This window comes from Bacillus cereus group sp. MYBK108-1, from assembly GCF_051917185.1.
GTDB classification, from domain to species: domain Bacteria; phylum Bacillota; class Bacilli; order Bacillales; family Bacillaceae_G; genus Bacillus_A; species Bacillus_A cereus.
The window spans coordinates 65,892-82,322 of sequence record NZ_JBQAHZ010000002.1; the positions used below are offsets into that span (position 1 = coordinate 65,892).

The window sequence follows — 16,431 nt, forward strand, 5'->3', positions numbered from 1 at the left end:
CCTTTCTATATTGAAATGATAAGATGAAAGGAGAGTTGGAAAAAGGGTAGAAACAATAGGGAGTATTTTTCACCTTTTAGGGGGAGTATGATGTTTATTTTAGATCAATACATTGAACTATGGATTGCTTATGGAAAAGGGAAAAAAGAGGGAGAACGATTGGAAGTAACAGTGCAAAATATATCTAGAACACTATTTTGTACAGAGCGTAATAGTAAATTAATTATAAAAAAATTAGATGAGTTAAATTGGATTAAGTGGTTTCCAGGTCGCGGCAGAGGAAATCGTTCTAAGTTAATATTTCAAAAGCACCCGATGTCTTTAATTTTAGATAGAGGAAAAGAAATAACGAAAAAAGGGGATGTGAAAAGCGGAAGCATATTTGTGGAACGCTATAGCTCACATTTTCCATCGGTAAAGGGAGAATATCACTCCTGGGTGGATTCAATATTTGGTCATAAGGTTGAAATGACATCTGAAGGGAGAAGAGATGTACTCCGGTTGCAAGTACAAATGAATTTAGATATCACATTAGATCCTGTATACGCTACAATGCGTTCAGAATGCCATATGGTAAAACATATATTCGACACACTCGTGTATGTAGACGGTAATACAAACATTATAGAGCCAAGACTTGCATTTCACTGGGAATATAATGACGCTGAAAAAATATGGACGTTTTACTTACGAAAAGGAGTTCACTTTCATAATGGAAAACAACTTACTGCACATGATGTTATATACTCGTTGAATCGATTTATGAAGCTGGAAAATAATGCACACGCATGGATGTTACAACACGTTGAAAATATCCGTTCAGTGGATGACTACGTTTTCGAAATTCAATTACATACGGAAAATCGAATGTTTTTACATATGCTAAGTGCAGAACAGTGTTCTATCGTGAATGAAGATGAAGCAGGAGGGTTAATTGGAACAGGGCCTTTTCAATTATATAAAAGTAATGAAAATCTGTTCATTTTAGAAGGACATCCTTTATATTTTCGTGAAAGACCTTTTTTAGATCGTATTGAGTTGTGGAATGTAGAACAAGGTGTAAGTACATACGATGTTTTAGTAAAGGCGCAGTATAAAGATAAAGAAAAATATAATAAAGAATTGTCTCGGCTTGAGTCGAACGTGACATATATAACATGTAATCTTACGAAAGAAGGACCAATGCAAGATGCGTTATTTCGGAAAGCGTTATATCAAATCATTCATGGTTATACAATCGTTCAAGAACTCGACGGAGAACGTGGAGAAGTGGCAAAGAAACTAATATTAGCAAATGAAAGCATAGTAGATATTGACGAAGATATCGAAAGTTTAATTAAAAGGAGTACTTATCATAGTGAAGTGCTACAACTCTACACATTTACAGGACGAGATCATGTTGAAGATGCACAATGGATACAAAAAGAGTGTGCGAAGTACGGGATTCGTGTAGAAAATAATTTTCTTGAGATAGAAGAGCTATTGGAAGTAAGTACGATACAAAAGGCCGATATGATGCATGATAGTGCCACAATAAGTGAACGAATAGAAGATAGTTTATTATATATGTTTCTTACAAAAAATAGTTTTATTCATGGACAAAGCAGCATGGACTTTCATGAAAAGTTGTCTCCTTATTTTAGACAAGAAGAATTAGAGAAAAGAGTTACACTGTTACGCGATATCGAGGATACTTTGTTACGTCAAATTCATATTATTCCTTTATATCGTAATAAACAAGAGGTAAGTACACATGAAAAAGTTCAAAATATAATGATTAATTCACAAGGTTGGATTGATTTTTATAATATTTGGTTTAAATCTTGATATATAAGGGCTTTTGCACATTTTCATAAGATGTGTAAGAGCCTTTTTTTATGTGAGAATAGGTTTGTTTTACACATTGTTACGCTACTTGTGATAAAAGTCTATTTACAGCGTAACAGTGTTATGTTACATTGTTATCAGGAAGGAGTGTTATACAGTTGAGTACAGATTTAATTTCAAAAAAAGATTTATTAGAACTAACTGGTATTTCATACGGACAGTTATATAGGTGGAAAAGAAAAAATTTAATTCCGGAAGATTGGTTTGTACGAAAATCAACGTTTACAGGTCAAGAGACATTTTTTCCGAAAGAAAAGATATTAGAGCGTATCGATAAAATCCAAACGATGAAAGAGGATTTATCACTTGATGAACTAGCGAACATGTTTTCACCGAGTGTGAGAGAAATTCTTTTAACAAAGGAAGAGATTTTACGCAAGGGGATTGCATCAGAACCAGTTTTACAATTTTTCATAGAACAAACGAATAAAACAGCAGAGTTTCAATTTGTAGACATTCTTTATGTGTACATGTTAGAAGAATTACTACAATCAGGAGAGATTAGTTTAGAAGAAGGAAAAATGGTCTTGCAAGTTTTACGTGAAAATTATGAAGCAATGAAACATAAAACTTGTGACTTAATCATTGTCCGAAAGTTAGGTATTTCGACATGTTTATTAGTTTCAAACGTGGACGATTTAATTTTTGAAAAAGGCACCAAAATCGTTTTACGCGAAGCGATTATGAAATATACCGAAGCATTAAAAACTAAATTGTTGTAGTGGAGGAGAAAGTATGCGTACAGATAATTTGATTATAAATGGTTACGGTTCATCGAATGGTGGCGAGTTTCATAAAGTGCAATTAAACGGAAAAGGAACTGTGAATGGAAATGTTGAATGTGAGCAATTTGAATGTAACGGTTACGGTGCAGTTACTGGCGATTTGAAAAGTAGCAGTGCACGAATTAGCGGATCTGGTAAAGTTGATGGCACAGTTCATGCTGAAACGATGCGAATTGATGGAAAAGCAACAATTACGCAAAATGTAAAAGCAAACAGTTTGAAAATTGCAGGAAAAGGTACGATAGGTGGAAATGTTACTGGTGAAGAATTTAAAGTCAATGGTCAAGCTACAATTGACGGTAATTGTGAAGTGGATACTTTTTCTTCAGAAGGACAATTTACAATCGGTGGTTTATTAAGCGCAGATGAAATTAATATAAATATTCACGGTACATGTCGAGCGAAAGAAATTGGTGGTCAAACGATTAAAGTAAGACATAGATCAGGTACATTTAGTAGGCTATTTAAAACAGTATTTGGCTTGCAGTTAGAAGCTGAACTATTAGAAGGTGACAATATCGATATTGATTATGCTCACATAAGAACGGTAAGAGGAAACAATGTTACAGTAGGAGCAAACTGTGAGATTGAACTGATTGAATATACGGGTGTTCTTACTGTTGATAAAAATGCAAATGTAAAAGAAATTAAGCAGGTTTAACGGAAGGGAGAAATCAGTATGGAACATCCACATAGTCTCACAGTAAATGGTTCTGGTAATTCAGCAGGCGGAGATTATAATAAAGTGAAGATTCGCGGTGAAGGAACAATTACCAATGATATGAGTTGCAATGAGTTTAAAACGTACGGAACGAGTGATGTACGCGGTAATGTGAAAGTGAAAAACTATGTCGTGTATGGAGATAACGAAGTACAAGGAAATGTAGATGCGGAATATGTAAAAGTATATGGTAATACACAAATTCATGGTGATGCTCATATTGAAAAAACAAAAGTTAGAGGTATGATAGATATTGCAGGAAAGTTTTCAGGTGATTTCGTAGATGTAAAAGGTGCTTTAAATGTGAAGGGAGATATTGAAATAGAAGATTTATCATTAACTGGTGGTCTTGAAAGTGCTGGATTACTTAATGCTGAAAATATTCAAATCTCACTTCGTTATGAAGGCAGTAAGGTAAGAGAAATTGGTGGTAAAAAGATTACTGTTCGTAAAAAAACGAGATTTATTCCTTTTACTAGTCATGCTGGAAACCTCCAAACTTCGATTGTTGAAGGAGATGATATCTATTTAGAACATACGATTGCTGAAGTTGTAAGAGGCAACAACGTCACAATTGGTCCTGGATGTGAAATTAGTGTTGTAGAATATCATACTAGTTTTAATCAAAAAGGTAATGCAGTCGTAAAAGAACATAAACAAATATAAGTAGTATGAGGGAGAGCAAGAGAGATGGTTGAGAAGAATAATAAGCTCGGCTTTGTTGTGGCGGGCTTATTGCTAGGTATTTTAATGGCATCGATGGATAATACCATTGTCGTAACGGCGATGGGAACAATCGTTGGTGACTTAGGAGGCCTCGAAAACTTTGTATGGGTCGTTTCTGCCTATATGGTCGCAGAAATGGCAGGCATGCCGATTTTCGGTAAGCTATCAGATATGTATGGTAGAAAGAGATTCTTTATTTTCGGTTTAATTGTCTTTATGATTGGTTCGGCACTTTGTGGTACTGCTGAAAATATTACACAGTTAGGTATTTATCGTGCCATTCAAGGTATTGGCGGCGGGGCATTAGTGCCAATTGCGTTTACTATCGTTTTTGATATTTTCCCACCTGAAAAACGCGGGAAAATGGGTGGCTTATTCGGAGCGGTATTTGGATTATCTAGTATTTTCGGGCCATTACTTGGCGCTTATATTACCGATTACATTAGCTGGCACTGGGTATTTTATATTAACTTACCACTTGGCATTTTAGCACTTATTTTTATTACATTCTTTTATAAAGAATCACGCGTTCATAGAAAGCAAAAGATTGATTGGTTTGGTGCAATTACTTTAGTTGGTGCAGTAATTTGTTTAATGTTTGCTTTAGAACTAGGTGGACAAAAATATGATTGGGATTCTAGCTTTATTTTAAGCTTATTTGGTGGATTCGCCATTTTAATCATCGCATTCATTTTTATTGAACGAAAAGTAGAAGAACCAATTATTTCATTTGAGATGTTTAAGCAGCGCTTATTCGGAATGAGTACAATTATTGCTTTATGTTACGGTGCTGCATTTATGTCAGCAACTGTGTACATTCCGTTATTTATTCAAGGTGTATACGGTGGTACCGCAACAAACTCAGGATTATTACTTTTACCGATGATGTTAGGATCAGTCGTAACAGCGCAGTTAGGCGGATTTTTAACAACTAAACTTAGCTACCGAAACATTATGATTATTTCTGCGGTTATTATGCTAATTGGACTATTCTTATTAAGCACGTTAACACCAGAAACAAGTCGTGCATTATTAACAGTTTATATGATTATTATCGGATTTGGAGTCGGTTTCTCATTCTCTGTACTAAGTATGGCAGCTATTCACAACTTCGGTATGGAACAGCGCGGGTCTGCGACTTCAACGAGTAACTTCATTCGTTCGTTAGGAATGACACTAGGCATTACAATCTTCGGAATGATCCAAAGAACAGGTTTCCAAGATCAATTAGAAGAAGCATTTAAAGGGATGAGCGGGGGAATGAATACAAACGCTTTAGGGGATTCAAGAGCTATTCTATCAGAATCGGCAAGATCTCAAATCCCTCCGCAAATATTAGATAAGATTATTGACGCTCTTTCTAGTTCAATTGTTCAAACATTCATGTGGGCATTGGTACCAGCTGGATTAGCATTCATATTCATTTTCTTTATGGGAAATGAGCGCATGGTAATTAAGAAACAACAAACGAATAAAAAGAGTGAAACATCAAAAGCGTAATGAAAAAGCTCCTTTCTAATTGGAAAGGAGCTTTTTCGTATGTACGGATTTAGATTAGCCTTCGATAATTTCGTATTCTTCGTCTGCTAATAGTAAAATTTGTGTTTTCTTACCTTTGTTTTGAACTTCGATTACATCGTAAGCACCTAAGTCTCTTACTTTGCTTTGAGAAGCGTTAACCATAACTTCAATAGAATCAATTAAGATATCTTCTTCAATGTATGATTCAGGCAATGCCATATCTTCAGTATCTAATACACATGCGTATAGATTTTGTAAGTTTTCAGCAGTTGGGTTTTGTTCCTCAACATCAATGATGTTTTTTACTGCTTCCATATTTTCCTCTTTTGCTTGGTATACTTTAATTTTAGCCATTGTTTTAATCTCCTTTATAACGTAATCGTAGAGGCTACACCTTATTATAACGTTTTTTTTATGAAAGATGAAATTGTTATATGTATTTATAGTAAAAATTATGTGTCCTTACTCAAAAATGGTGTGATTTCCATATAAATGTACGAGTAGGTAACGATATTACTACGTTAACGTTATATTGTCCAAGCTTTTCTTATTTTCTTCTCATATATATGTAGTAGCAATTCTATATAGAGAAGGGATGGAGTGTAAGTGGGGTGTGAACCGAAACGTGATTGTGGGTGTTGCCAAAATAGTATATGTGAGTTTTTACAGAGTCTAGAACCGTATACAAAAGTTGAAAGTATCATAATAGCAGGAAACGAAATTGCTGTATCTTATTTTCTTTCATTTAATAAGAAAACAGGTATCGTATCATTCGTACAAGAAGACAATGAGGTTATATTTGTCGATTGTTCAAAGATTGATGCAATTCGAATAGGGAAAGTATGTAGTTGCAAAACAAAAGTTAAATATATTGAAGAGGACTTTAGCTTGCTAGGAAATGTTTGCCCGCATTGTTTAACGGAGGGGAGTACAATCTTTTTCGATTTTAACAATCCTGAATTAAATGTGTCTTTCCAAGCAACAACAATTAATCCACCTAGATGTACTGAATTTACAGATGATCTCGGGAATGTAGTAAAGCAAATTACTATAGTAGGTGAGGCGAGAGTTTCTAGAGATTTTGTTCAAGTACCTGAACTGGTAGGTTTTCGATTACTTTTATCACATCCAGCTGGAGACCCTTTAAACTACGGATTATTATTTATTAATTTTCCTGATACGATTTTTATTTTTATATTGGCATCAAGCGGATACCTTTCCATTTCGAACTGTTTAAAAATAGAGGGCGGAACTGGTGATGCCGAAATAGAAGAGATGAAAAAAATGATAGAGGATGACGTTAACACGTACAAATCAGTTGTTAAATTGACTAAAGTATATAAGAACGGTGAGACGGAATCTTTTATTTATAAAAATGAGTTATAACACATGTATTTAAATGCACCCTCAAACTATTGTTGAGGGTTGTTACATAATTAATTATGTTGGTCCTTCAAACCGTTTGTTAACGGGTAAGAAATATATTTATTGTTGACTTATTTTATATGTTGATCATTTCATAGTTAGTAGATGTTATAATCATTTTATGTTTACTGATATTTTATAAATATTCGAAGTTTTAATTTAATAGTCAATTGCTTTTATGATGAACAGGTGGGTATGTATATGAATACGAATTATGGAGCGCTCATGAAAATGTTAAGAGTAGTTGATTCTAAAGAAGGCGGGAATGTAAATGATGTATGAAGCGAATATACATACAAGAAAAAAACTAGTTTCTATGTTTGAGGATTTCAATAACGTTGTTTTACTTTCTTATTTACAAGGGCATATGGGTACTGCTTGGGTAAATGATCTTGAAAATCCAAAAGTAGCACAAGTTACGGTAGGGATTTTTACATTTTACGCTGGAGACCCAAATACGAAAGAAACAGAAGAGTTATTACGTAATATTCCAGAAAGAATTTTAGTTATCGTAAATAGTGAAGAGTGGAAACAACGCTTAGAAACATTCCATGAAAGAAAAATAGATAAGTTTTTACGTTATAAATTCAAACGAAATCCAGAAGTTTTTAATCGTTCAAAATTAAAAACTTTTATATCAGCACTTCCAAAAGAATATGAGTTAAGAAGAATAGACGAGTATATCGCAAATAGCCCTACATTACATAAGATATCTGAAGATTTCACAAGTCAATTTCATTCGGTAGAAGATTATATAAACCGTGGTATAGGTTATAGCATTTTATATAACGGAGAAGTTGTATGCGGTGCATCCTCGTATAGTATTTATAATGATGGGATTGAAATTGAAGTTGCGACTGATCACAATCATAGAAGAGAGGGCTTGGCAACTGTAGTAAGTGCAGCTCTTATATTGGATTGCTTAGAAAATGGAAAGTATCCAAACTGGGACGCAGCGAATACTACATCTGCTAAACTAGCAGAAAAGTTAGGATATGAATTTGATAAGGCATATGATACTTATTTTGTGGATAATAGATGAGTGAAGGAGTTACATACTAAAAAATAAATACGCCCTAGTACGTAAGTCTAGGGCGCATTTATTAGTTGGTAAATATCTTCATAACAATCATATCATATTTTATCTTTTGAATGTTTGGAATTAAAGATATTTATGTGACTTTTTGAAAAAATAAAAGAGCAGCTAGCAAAAGCCAACTGCTCCTCTCCAAGGGGAAATGGAGAAATACAATCATCTTATCTATAGTATTGACGGAACATAGAGTTTTAATCAAAGCCCGATTGGTGAGGGATTTGATTAAAACTCCCACTGATTAAAGTTTCACTTTATTATATTTACAATTTAAATAGTAGAACGTGTTTATCGTAGTTCTCCAAACACCAATTATATTTTTTTAGAATAATTGGATGGACTGCTTCTGTCGTAGTATCGACTTCAGTATATCCATATTTCTTATAAAAGTTTTCTAATTCCTCAAAAGGAAGACAATATACATTTTGTATTTGTGATTTTTTCGCAGTTTCTACTAAAAATGAAACAAGCTCACCAGCTAATTGAAGCCCTCTAAATTGAGGCAGAATAAAAATCCCGCCCATTTCTAAAGTATCTTCATCTATTTGGACTAATCGGCCAACACCTGCATACTCGTTGTTATATGTAATAATTGCAACTTTATCTCTCTTTAAATCACTTCGTACAAATCCTATTGAGTCATATTGACTATTAATCCATTTTAAATCGTTAGATGTGGCCAATTGAATACTCATATATATCCTCCTTCGGAATACTAGCGCTCTCTTCATTATATAGAACATAAGATACTATATCAAAGGAACCTTGAGGTAGCCCATTTGTTTAAGTTATTAGTTAAAAGTGTGGGGTTGCTGGCATTGAAATGATGGATTCACCAAACATAGGATAATAATCTTGTGAATTTAGTGTTACATAGTCAAAATAAAAATTAATTCATGCGTTCGGTAACGCACGATGGTTTAAGTGTAGAGAAGATCATAGGGGTATTTTAATTAGTAGCTACTGTATTCATTGAAGTTATTAAGGAAATGTCGTAATCCCTAGCCTTAGTGATACAAATCAGGGTTTAGTAAAAAAACTCTTCCTGAAAAAGAGGGGGATTAAAGATAGGAGCACTTCGAAAAGTGCCCTTCAGTAAACGACTACTTATTCTAAAAAGAAAGGATGCAATATATTATATGAAGTTTAGTGTATTTAAGTATGGGTCTTTTATATAAATGTGAAATAAAAGAGGGGTGTCTTCTTATTAGAAGGCAGCCTTTTGTTATTAGAAAAAAGAATTAGAAGTAAAATAGAAAATCAAGTTACTTGTCCAAACAAATTTTTTAAAAATACATAAAATGCTAGTAGTTAGCCAATATTTTCATATTGCTAATTTTTTAGTCTAAAAGGGGTGATTTTATGTGTGAATGTGAAGTTTGTAGAAGAAAGAAAAATCGGGATCCATTAAACCGGGAGTTTGAGCCGAAAAAACGAGTTCCTGAGCCAAAAAAAGAGGATTGCGAGCCAAAAAAAGAAGATTGCGAATCATTAAATGATTATTCGTTTAGTAAAAATGCAAATTTTTTAGAGGAAGCTATACAAACAGATGAAATCGATCAAATTTCTGAGGAATATATTGAAATAGTTGATTCAGCAGATGTACAAGTTACTACTACAGATACAAAAGCTGCGCTATCTATCCAAGCGGCATTACAAGCAGCTATCGTAGTTGTAGTAAGTATTTCTATAGCAGATAGTGAAAAGGCAGATAAAATAACACAAGAATTATTTCAAAAATCAGCTATTAAACAAATTAATAGACAAAAAACATTTATTAAAAATTCTAGAAACGTAACCGTAACAACTACTGATACAGATATTGCAGTGAATATTCAAATTCTCCTTCAAATTTTATTAGCGCTACTAGTTAAACTAAACATTTTATAAAGTTTAGCTATAAGGGTTCACTCTAAGTAAATATTTTTTGTTGTAATATGTGGTACAAGCTTGGACTTCTCATTATGACCGAATTAATATTCAAGATTTATGGGAAATTAAGTGTGGAAAACTACACAATAACAAAGATGAACTTATTATTTAACAGTGAATAAAACTTAAATATGTGAAGTAAAGGAGGGCTGTCTTCGTATTAGAAGACAGCTTTTTGATTTTATTAGTAAAAAAAGTAAAAATAGAAGATTAAGTTACTTGTCCAAGCAATTTTTATTTAAATACATATAATGCTGGTAGTTATTTGAAATTTTTATAGAAAACTGATAGGAGTGAACATTGTAAATGGATGATTTAAATAAATTTTCTTCCTTTAAGTTTGATAAGGATCAAAAGAATATAATTATAGACCTTTTACTCTCAGATATTTTTAATAGGCATGGGATAAATGAAGAAAAATTAAAAAATTTATCACCAGAAAAAAAGCAGCAAATTAAAAGTATTGTTTCTGAAATACAATCACAAGTTAATAATTATTTAGATTGAAGGGGGGTGAACATATGGACAAAACATGTCATTCAGATGAAAATAAAAAGTGGAGTGCATTAGATTCCTCAAATCCTCATCCATCTTTTAAAAATGCTAGCGTTTCAGAAGCAGCTGCGCAAGAAAGTAAAACGTATCAAATTTCTGAAGAATCTATTACAATTGTAGATTCCGCAGATGTAGAAGTTACTACTACAGATACAAAAGCTGCTTTATCTATTCAAGCAGCATTACAAGCAGCTATCGTGGTTATAATAAGTATTTCTATAGCAGATAGTGAAAAAGCTGACCGTGTAGCACAAGAACTGTTTCAAAAATCATCTATTAAACAAATTAATAAACAAGAAACTGTTATTAGAAATTCTAGAAATGTTACAGTTACGACTACGGATACAGACATAGCAGTAAATGTTCAAATTCTTCTCCAAATTTTATTAGCTTTACTAGTAAAATTAAATATTTTATAAAATGTTTAACTTGTTTTTATCTAGTGATTCTTACAGGTGAATATTCACTGTTTTAATTATAGTACAGGCTATAAATATTTATCATAACTGGACTAATATTCAACATCACCAAAGTATGAATGTAAACAAACAATTTGATGGAAAATAAAGTTTGGTTATTTTATGAAAATGTAAAAGCCATTTCCTTTATTGGATTTGGCTTTTAAATTTTAAACAGTATGAATTTGAAAAGATTATATTAAGATAAAGAATTAAAATATAATGATACAAAATACTTATAAAATTATTCGTGTTTTAGAAAAATAATAAGAAAAAGGTGTTTAAAATAGAATCATTTTCATTAATAGTTCAAGTTTTGAAGAATAGTGCATACAATATAAAGTGTTTTCCTTTCTTCATTTAAGTTTTACGTATATAATTTAAAAGTACTATTTTTATTTTATTATTTTATATTTATAACAGAATAGAGGTTTAAAAATGGGTGTTAAAATCATTACGGATAGTGCGGCGGATTTACCAGTAGAATTGCTGCAAGCATATGATATTGATTTAATTCCACTCCGTGTATATGATGAAGCAGAAACAGAGTATTTAGATGGAGTAACATTAGAGTCAGTTACATTATTGCAAAAAATGAGAGAAGGCGCTGTTTATAGAACGTCATTGCCTTCACTTGAAACGTTCCAAGAAAAATTTGTTTCTTATGCAAAAGAAGGTAATCCTTGTATATATTTAGCTTTTTCATCTGAACTGTCTGGTACATATCAATCATCAGTTGTCATTAAAGAGGAAGTAAAAGAAACATATGCTAACTTAGATTTAGAAATTATTGATACGAAATGTGCTTCGCTTGGTCAAGGTCTTGTCGTTTTAGAAGCTGCTAAAATGGCAAAAGACGGCGCATCAAAAGAAGATATTTTAAAGCGTGTTGATTTTCTAATGAGCCATATGGAACATATCTTCACTGTAGCTGACTTACAGTACTTAGTGAGAGGTGGACGTTTAAGCAAAGTCGCAGGATTTATCGGTGGTTTACTAAACATTAAACCGATCTTAAACGTGGAAGAAGGAAAACTTGTACCACTTGAAAAGGTACGAGGGAAAAAGAAAGTATTAAGCCGTATTGTTGATATTATGGAAGAACGTGGTAAAGACCTTAAAGGTCAAACAATCGGTATGACTCACGGTGACGATTTAGAAACAGCGGAAGCATTAAAATCATTAATTACGGAAAGATTTGGCTGTGAAGTATTTATCGTAAATACAATTGGTGCAGCAATCGGTGCACATACAGGACCTGGCGTTATAACGTTATTTTTCTTAAATGAAGTAGAGTAAAGGATTGATCTTTTGATCAATCCTTTTTTATTTTTTAATCTGTGATAATCGGTCGATATGGTATTGATGAAGATAAAATCTTTGAAGTTTTCCTATATCAAATGCAATCTTGTAGAGGGAGTATTTTTTATATGTGTAATGATACTTAATGGTAGAAGAAAAGAGTATAAATAAGAATATATTTATAGGAATTTAAATATTTGGAGATATCAAAATTTTGCCATTTCATATATAATTGTGTGGGGAGAAATATCTGTAACTATTTGTAAAAATAGGAGGCGGCTATAAAAATGCAAGAAAGTGCTAGATGGGATTTAAATCGCTTGTATTTGAATGAGGATATTCTATTTCCGATTTTGGAGTTGAAAGAGCAATATTTTGTAACAAAAGATGTAGAGATTCTTTCAAAGCTTATACAAGCTATTGAAAAAGCAGAATACTATTTGTACTGTCGATCGGTTGAAGAAAGTGTTCCATCTGACCTTACTAAATTGACCGTGAAAGTGAAGGAACTAAAAAGTGAATTACAGCAAGTAATAAAACATAATGAAGTGGAAACTTCAGATAATACTAAGTTAATAAAAGATGAACTTAATGCGTGGGAAAATATGTACATACAATTACGGGATAGGATAGAAATAGAGCACAATAATAAACTATTATCCTTTGGACAAGCAAATACTATTGCAATGAATAGTGATAATGAAAAGGAAAGATTAGAAGTATTCGAGTCATTAACATGTGCTTTACATAAGGAAAAAGAAATCTTTGCTACTGTATTAAATCAAGTAGGGAGATTGCGTAATGCAAAGAGTAATGAAATAGAAGATAGAGAGATTTTAACACAATCTTTTCATGCGAATGGCATTTCAGAAACTGTATTATTCCAAATGTGGAATGCGACAGAAGAAAACCTTGATAAATTAGTAAGTGCTTTAAACGTGTATAAGAAAGGGAAAGCTTCAATTACATGGCATGCACTTATGACGGTAAAGGAAAGTAATGAGGTCATGATTCCTTTTTCAGTAGCAATACAAAACGTTTATGATGCATGTAAGAATATTGATGAAGAATTAGCAGAATTTGCACGTAATGCGATAGAAAGTGGTTGGGTAGATGCTGAACCGAGAGAGAATAAACCACCAGGTGGGTTTTGTGCTCCATTTTTCAGTGAGAAAGAATCGAGAATCTCCATGCGTTATGATGGGAGTATAGATAGTGTAAGAGTGCTCGCTCATGAATTAGGACATGCTTGGCATTTTTATAATATGAGTTTTGAACAATCTACATCTTTTTTAGATGATTATTTGCCGATGAGTACGGCTGAATCAGCATCTATTTTCTTTGAAACGGTACTCTTAAATTATCTAATTGAAACAACGGATAGTAAAGATATGAAAAAGTCATTACTTAGCTGGAAAATAAGAAATAGTTTTAATTATGTAATGGCAATACGAGCATCGTATCAGTTTGAAAAAACATTTTATGAAAAATGTAAAGAGGGTCCATTAAGTGCTGATGAAATTGAGAAATTATCTATAATGGTACAAAAAGAAGCTTATGGAAAAGCTTTAAGTGAATACCAGCCGTTTGTATGGATGAAATATATTCAATTTTATATAGCAGATGTTCCTTTTTACAATTATCCATACACATTTGGATATTTAGTAAGTTTTAGCTTATTAGAAATAGCTCAAGAAGGTAAAAGTACTTTTCATTCGAAATATAAAGAGTTCTTACGAGAAACAGGAAAGGCTCCAGTAGAGGAGCTTATGAAAAAACATTTTGAAATAGATATAAGAAATTATGAATTTTGGAATAAAGCTTTTATTCAAATTTCTAAAGACATTGATGAATATTTACAGCTTATGTAAGGGGAGAGTATAGTGGATCAGCAGTTTATAAAAGGTATACCTTTTTCAACTTTAGAATATGCAAAAGCTATAAGTTTATTAAAAGGTTGGCTACATGAACAACAAGAGAAACCAAGGTTTGTAGTAACTGCAAATCCTGAAATTGTTATGTCTGCAAAGGAAAATACGGAAAAATCAAAGCAGTTTAAAAAGATGTTACTATCTGCGGATTTAATAACAGCGGATGGGATTGGTGTCATAATTGGCTCGAAAATATTAAAAGGAACTTTGAAAGAACGTGTTACTGGGGCGGATTTAACTCACGATTTAATAAAATATTGTAACGACAATGAATATCGTGTCTTTCTTTTTGGAGCTGCGCCAGAAAGTAATAAAAAGGCATTAGAAAAATTAAATGAGCAGTTCCCAGGAGCACAATTTAAAGGACAGCATGGCTTTGTAAATGGTGAAGAAATAGAAGAAATAAAAATGAAAATTAAGCAATTCAAGCCGCATTTATTACTTGTAGGACTAGGTTCACCAAAACAAGAAGAGTTCATTTATGAAAACATACAAACATTAAACGTTCCGCTATCTATTGGTATCGGAGGAATGATTGATATAATATCTGGTACTGTAAAAAGAGCACCGAAAATAATGAGGGATACTGGAACTGAATGGCTGTATAGGTTACTCTCACAGCCGAAAAGATTAAAGAGACAACTTGTACTTCCGAAATTTTTATTGTCGGTTATGTCAGAGAGGATTAAAGGGATTAATTAATAAAGGGGACTACATACATGAACAGAATCGGCATTATCGGAGCAATGCAAATTGAAATAGATTTACTTTTAGAAAAGCTAGTAATACAAGAAGAACAGACAATAGCGGGAATGCCATTTTATATTGGAGAATTCATGGGAACAGAAGTAATTATTGCACGTTCTGGTGTAGGGAAAGTAAATGCAGCTGCATGTGCGCAAACATTAATTCATAAATTTAATGTAGACTCTATCATCAATACGGGCGTTGCTGGTGGATTACATCCAGATGTAAAAGTTGGTGATGTAGTTATTTCAACGAATGTTACTCATCATGATGTAAGTAAAAATCAAATGAAAAAATTATTCCCGTTTCAAGAGGAGTTTATTGCAAGTAAGGAATTGATAGAGTTAGCACGTAAAGCATGTAACAGTAATAGTTCAAATATTCAAGCTCACGAAGGAAGAATTGTAAGTGGTGAATGTTTTGTTGAAGATTCAAAGTTAAAGGCAAAATTAATAGACGAATACGCACCTCATTGTACAGAAATGGAAGGTGCAGCAATTGGACATGTTGCCTACATAAATGATATACCGTTTCTTGTTATACGATGTATTTCTGACAGTGCAGATGATGAAGCTCAAGTTTCTTATGATGATTTCGCGAAAACTGCTGCAAATTATTGCTCAGAAATTATTATTGAGATTCTTAAAAATATATCTGGTAAAACTATAGTCCAAAAGGAGAGATAAGAATGTTACAAGCATTAATTTTTGATATGGATGGAACATTATTTCAAACAGATAAAATTTTAGAATTATCGTTAGATGATACTTTTGATCACTTAAGATCACTTCAATTATGGGATACGGTAACACCGATTGAAAAATACCGTGAAATTATGGGTGTGCCGCTACCGAAAGTTTGGGAAGCTTTATTACCGGAACATTCTATTGAAATAAGAGAACAAACAGATGCATATTTTTTAGATAGACTAATTGAAAACATAAAAAGCGGAAAAGGCGCTTTATATCCAAATGTAAAAGAAATATTTATATATATAAAAGAAAATAATTGTTCAATTTACATTGCTAGTAATGGTTTGAAAGAATATTTACGAGCAATCGTAACGTATTATGCTTTAGACAAGTGGGTGACTGAAACGTTTAGTATTGAACAAATACAATCGCTAAATAAAGGTGACTTAGTTAAAAGGATTATGAACAAATATGATATAAAAGAGGCAGCGGTAGTCGGTGACCGGCTATCTGATATAAATGCAGCGAAAGATAACAGTTTACTTGCAATTGGATGCAATTTTGATTTTGCGCAAGAAGAGGAACTTGCTCAGGCTGATATAGTAATAGATGATTTAATAGATTTAAAGCGGATACTGCCTGCTGTACAGAGATAA

General features: G+C 32.6%; 17 protein-coding genes. 15 read left to right on the forward strand and 2 right to left on the reverse strand.

Features of this window, described 5'->3' with window-relative positions:
• Positions 1-90 precede the first annotated feature (90 nt).
• The 5 genes from ACTFSL_RS04665 (at position 91) to ACTFSL_RS04685 (ending at position 5,619) form a co-directional block, all read left to right on the forward strand.
• Complete coding sequence (locus ACTFSL_RS04665) at positions 91-1,827, forward strand: SgrR family transcriptional regulator (RefSeq protein ID WP_088338525.1); 1,737 nt, start codon at positions 91-93, stop codon at positions 1,825-1,827.
• Between the two features lie 158 nt (positions 1,828-1,985).
• Positions 1,986-2,609: a YhbD family protein gene (locus ACTFSL_RS04670; RefSeq protein WP_000102257.1), complete on the forward strand. Its 624-nt coding sequence runs from the start codon at positions 1,986-1,988 to the stop codon at positions 2,607-2,609.
• A gap of 13 nt (positions 2,610-2,622) precedes the next feature.
• Positions 2,623-3,333 carry a bactofilin family protein gene (locus tag ACTFSL_RS04675; RefSeq protein WP_001258384.1) on the forward strand — a complete coding sequence of 237 codons (711 nt, stop codon included), beginning with the start codon at positions 2,623-2,625 and terminating at the stop codon, positions 3,331-3,333.
• Positions 3,334-3,351: 18 nt separating this feature from the next.
• Positions 3,352-4,059 (forward strand): hypothetical protein, encoded by a 708-nt coding sequence (locus ACTFSL_RS04680; protein ID WP_017673238.1) that lies wholly within the window; start codon positions 3,352-3,354, stop codon positions 4,057-4,059.
• A gap of 24 nt (positions 4,060-4,083) precedes the next feature.
• Positions 4,084-5,619, forward strand: a complete 1,536-nt coding sequence (locus ACTFSL_RS04685) for an MDR family MFS transporter (RefSeq protein ID WP_000229612.1) — start codon at positions 4,084-4,086, stop codon at positions 5,617-5,619.
• A 54-nt stretch (positions 5,620-5,673) separates the two neighbouring features.
• On the opposite strand, the gene ACTFSL_RS04690 is transcribed toward ACTFSL_RS04685, so the two are convergent.
• Positions 5,674-5,994 carry a hypothetical protein gene (locus tag ACTFSL_RS04690; RefSeq protein WP_001062733.1) on the reverse strand — a complete coding sequence of 107 codons (321 nt, stop codon included), beginning with the start codon at positions 5,992-5,994 and terminating at the stop codon, positions 5,674-5,676.
• A 252-nt stretch (positions 5,995-6,246) separates the two neighbouring features.
• Between ACTFSL_RS04690 and ACTFSL_RS04695 the strand changes: the two genes are divergently transcribed.
• Together ACTFSL_RS04695 and ACTFSL_RS04700 are read left to right on the forward strand one after the other, a co-directional pair.
• Positions 6,247-7,026, forward strand: a complete 780-nt coding sequence (locus tag ACTFSL_RS04695) for a BC_2878 family exosporium-associated protein (RefSeq protein WP_000501710.1) — start codon at positions 6,247-6,249, stop codon at positions 7,024-7,026.
• Between the two features lie 310 nt (positions 7,027-7,336).
• On the forward strand, positions 7,337-8,107 hold the full coding sequence (locus tag ACTFSL_RS04700; protein WP_088338710.1) for a GNAT family N-acetyltransferase: 771 nt from the start codon (positions 7,337-7,339) through the stop codon (positions 8,105-8,107).
• Between the two features lie 314 nt (positions 8,108-8,421).
• Here the strand turns inward: ACTFSL_RS04700 and ACTFSL_RS04705 are convergent, their stop codons facing one another.
• Positions 8,422-8,853 carry a GNAT family N-acetyltransferase gene (locus tag ACTFSL_RS04705; RefSeq protein WP_000027166.1) on the reverse strand — a complete coding sequence of 144 codons (432 nt, stop codon included), beginning with the start codon at positions 8,851-8,853 and terminating at the stop codon, positions 8,422-8,424.
• Between the two features lie 667 nt (positions 8,854-9,520).
• Between ACTFSL_RS04705 and ACTFSL_RS04710 the strand changes: the two genes are divergently transcribed.
• The 8 genes from ACTFSL_RS04710 to ACTFSL_RS04745 all read left to right on the forward strand — a co-directional run bounded on the left by ACTFSL_RS04710 (position 9,521) and on the right by ACTFSL_RS04745 (position 16,431).
• The gene (locus ACTFSL_RS04710; RefSeq protein ID WP_127064007.1) at positions 9,521-10,048 is read left to right on the forward strand and encodes a spore coat protein; all 528 of its coding nucleotides are present in this window, start codon (positions 9,521-9,523) and stop codon (positions 10,046-10,048) included.
• Between the two features lie 348 nt (positions 10,049-10,396).
• Positions 10,397-10,597: a spore coat protein W gene (locus tag ACTFSL_RS04715; RefSeq protein WP_000342253.1), complete on the forward strand. Its 201-nt coding sequence runs from the start codon at positions 10,397-10,399 to the stop codon at positions 10,595-10,597.
• 14 nt (positions 10,598-10,611) lie between these two features.
• Positions 10,612-11,064, forward strand: coding sequence for a spore coat protein (locus ACTFSL_RS04720; protein ID WP_000361676.1), 453 nt, complete (start codon positions 10,612-10,614; stop codon positions 11,062-11,064).
• 477 nt (positions 11,065-11,541) lie between these two features.
• On the forward strand, positions 11,542-12,402 hold the full coding sequence (locus tag ACTFSL_RS04725; protein ID WP_000538278.1) for a DegV family protein: 861 nt from the start codon (positions 11,542-11,544) through the stop codon (positions 12,400-12,402).
• Positions 12,403-12,692: 290 nt separating this feature from the next.
• Positions 12,693-14,276: a M3 family metallopeptidase gene (locus tag ACTFSL_RS04730; RefSeq protein ID WP_017673241.1), complete on the forward strand. Its 1,584-nt coding sequence runs from the start codon at positions 12,693-12,695 to the stop codon at positions 14,274-14,276.
• A gap of 12 nt (positions 14,277-14,288) precedes the next feature.
• Positions 14,289-15,038 (forward strand): WecB/TagA/CpsF family glycosyltransferase, encoded by a 750-nt coding sequence (locus ACTFSL_RS04735; protein ID WP_017673242.1) that lies wholly within the window; start codon positions 14,289-14,291, stop codon positions 15,036-15,038.
• A gap of 17 nt (positions 15,039-15,055) precedes the next feature.
• Positions 15,056-15,769 carry a 5'-methylthioadenosine/adenosylhomocysteine nucleosidase gene (locus tag ACTFSL_RS04740; protein ID WP_001079719.1) on the forward strand — a complete coding sequence of 238 codons (714 nt, stop codon included), beginning with the start codon at positions 15,056-15,058 and terminating at the stop codon, positions 15,767-15,769.
• Positions 15,770-15,771: 2 nt separating this feature from the next.
• A complete protein-coding gene (locus ACTFSL_RS04745) occupies positions 15,772-16,431 on the forward strand; it encodes an HAD hydrolase-like protein (protein ID WP_017673243.1) in 660 nt (219 codons plus the stop codon).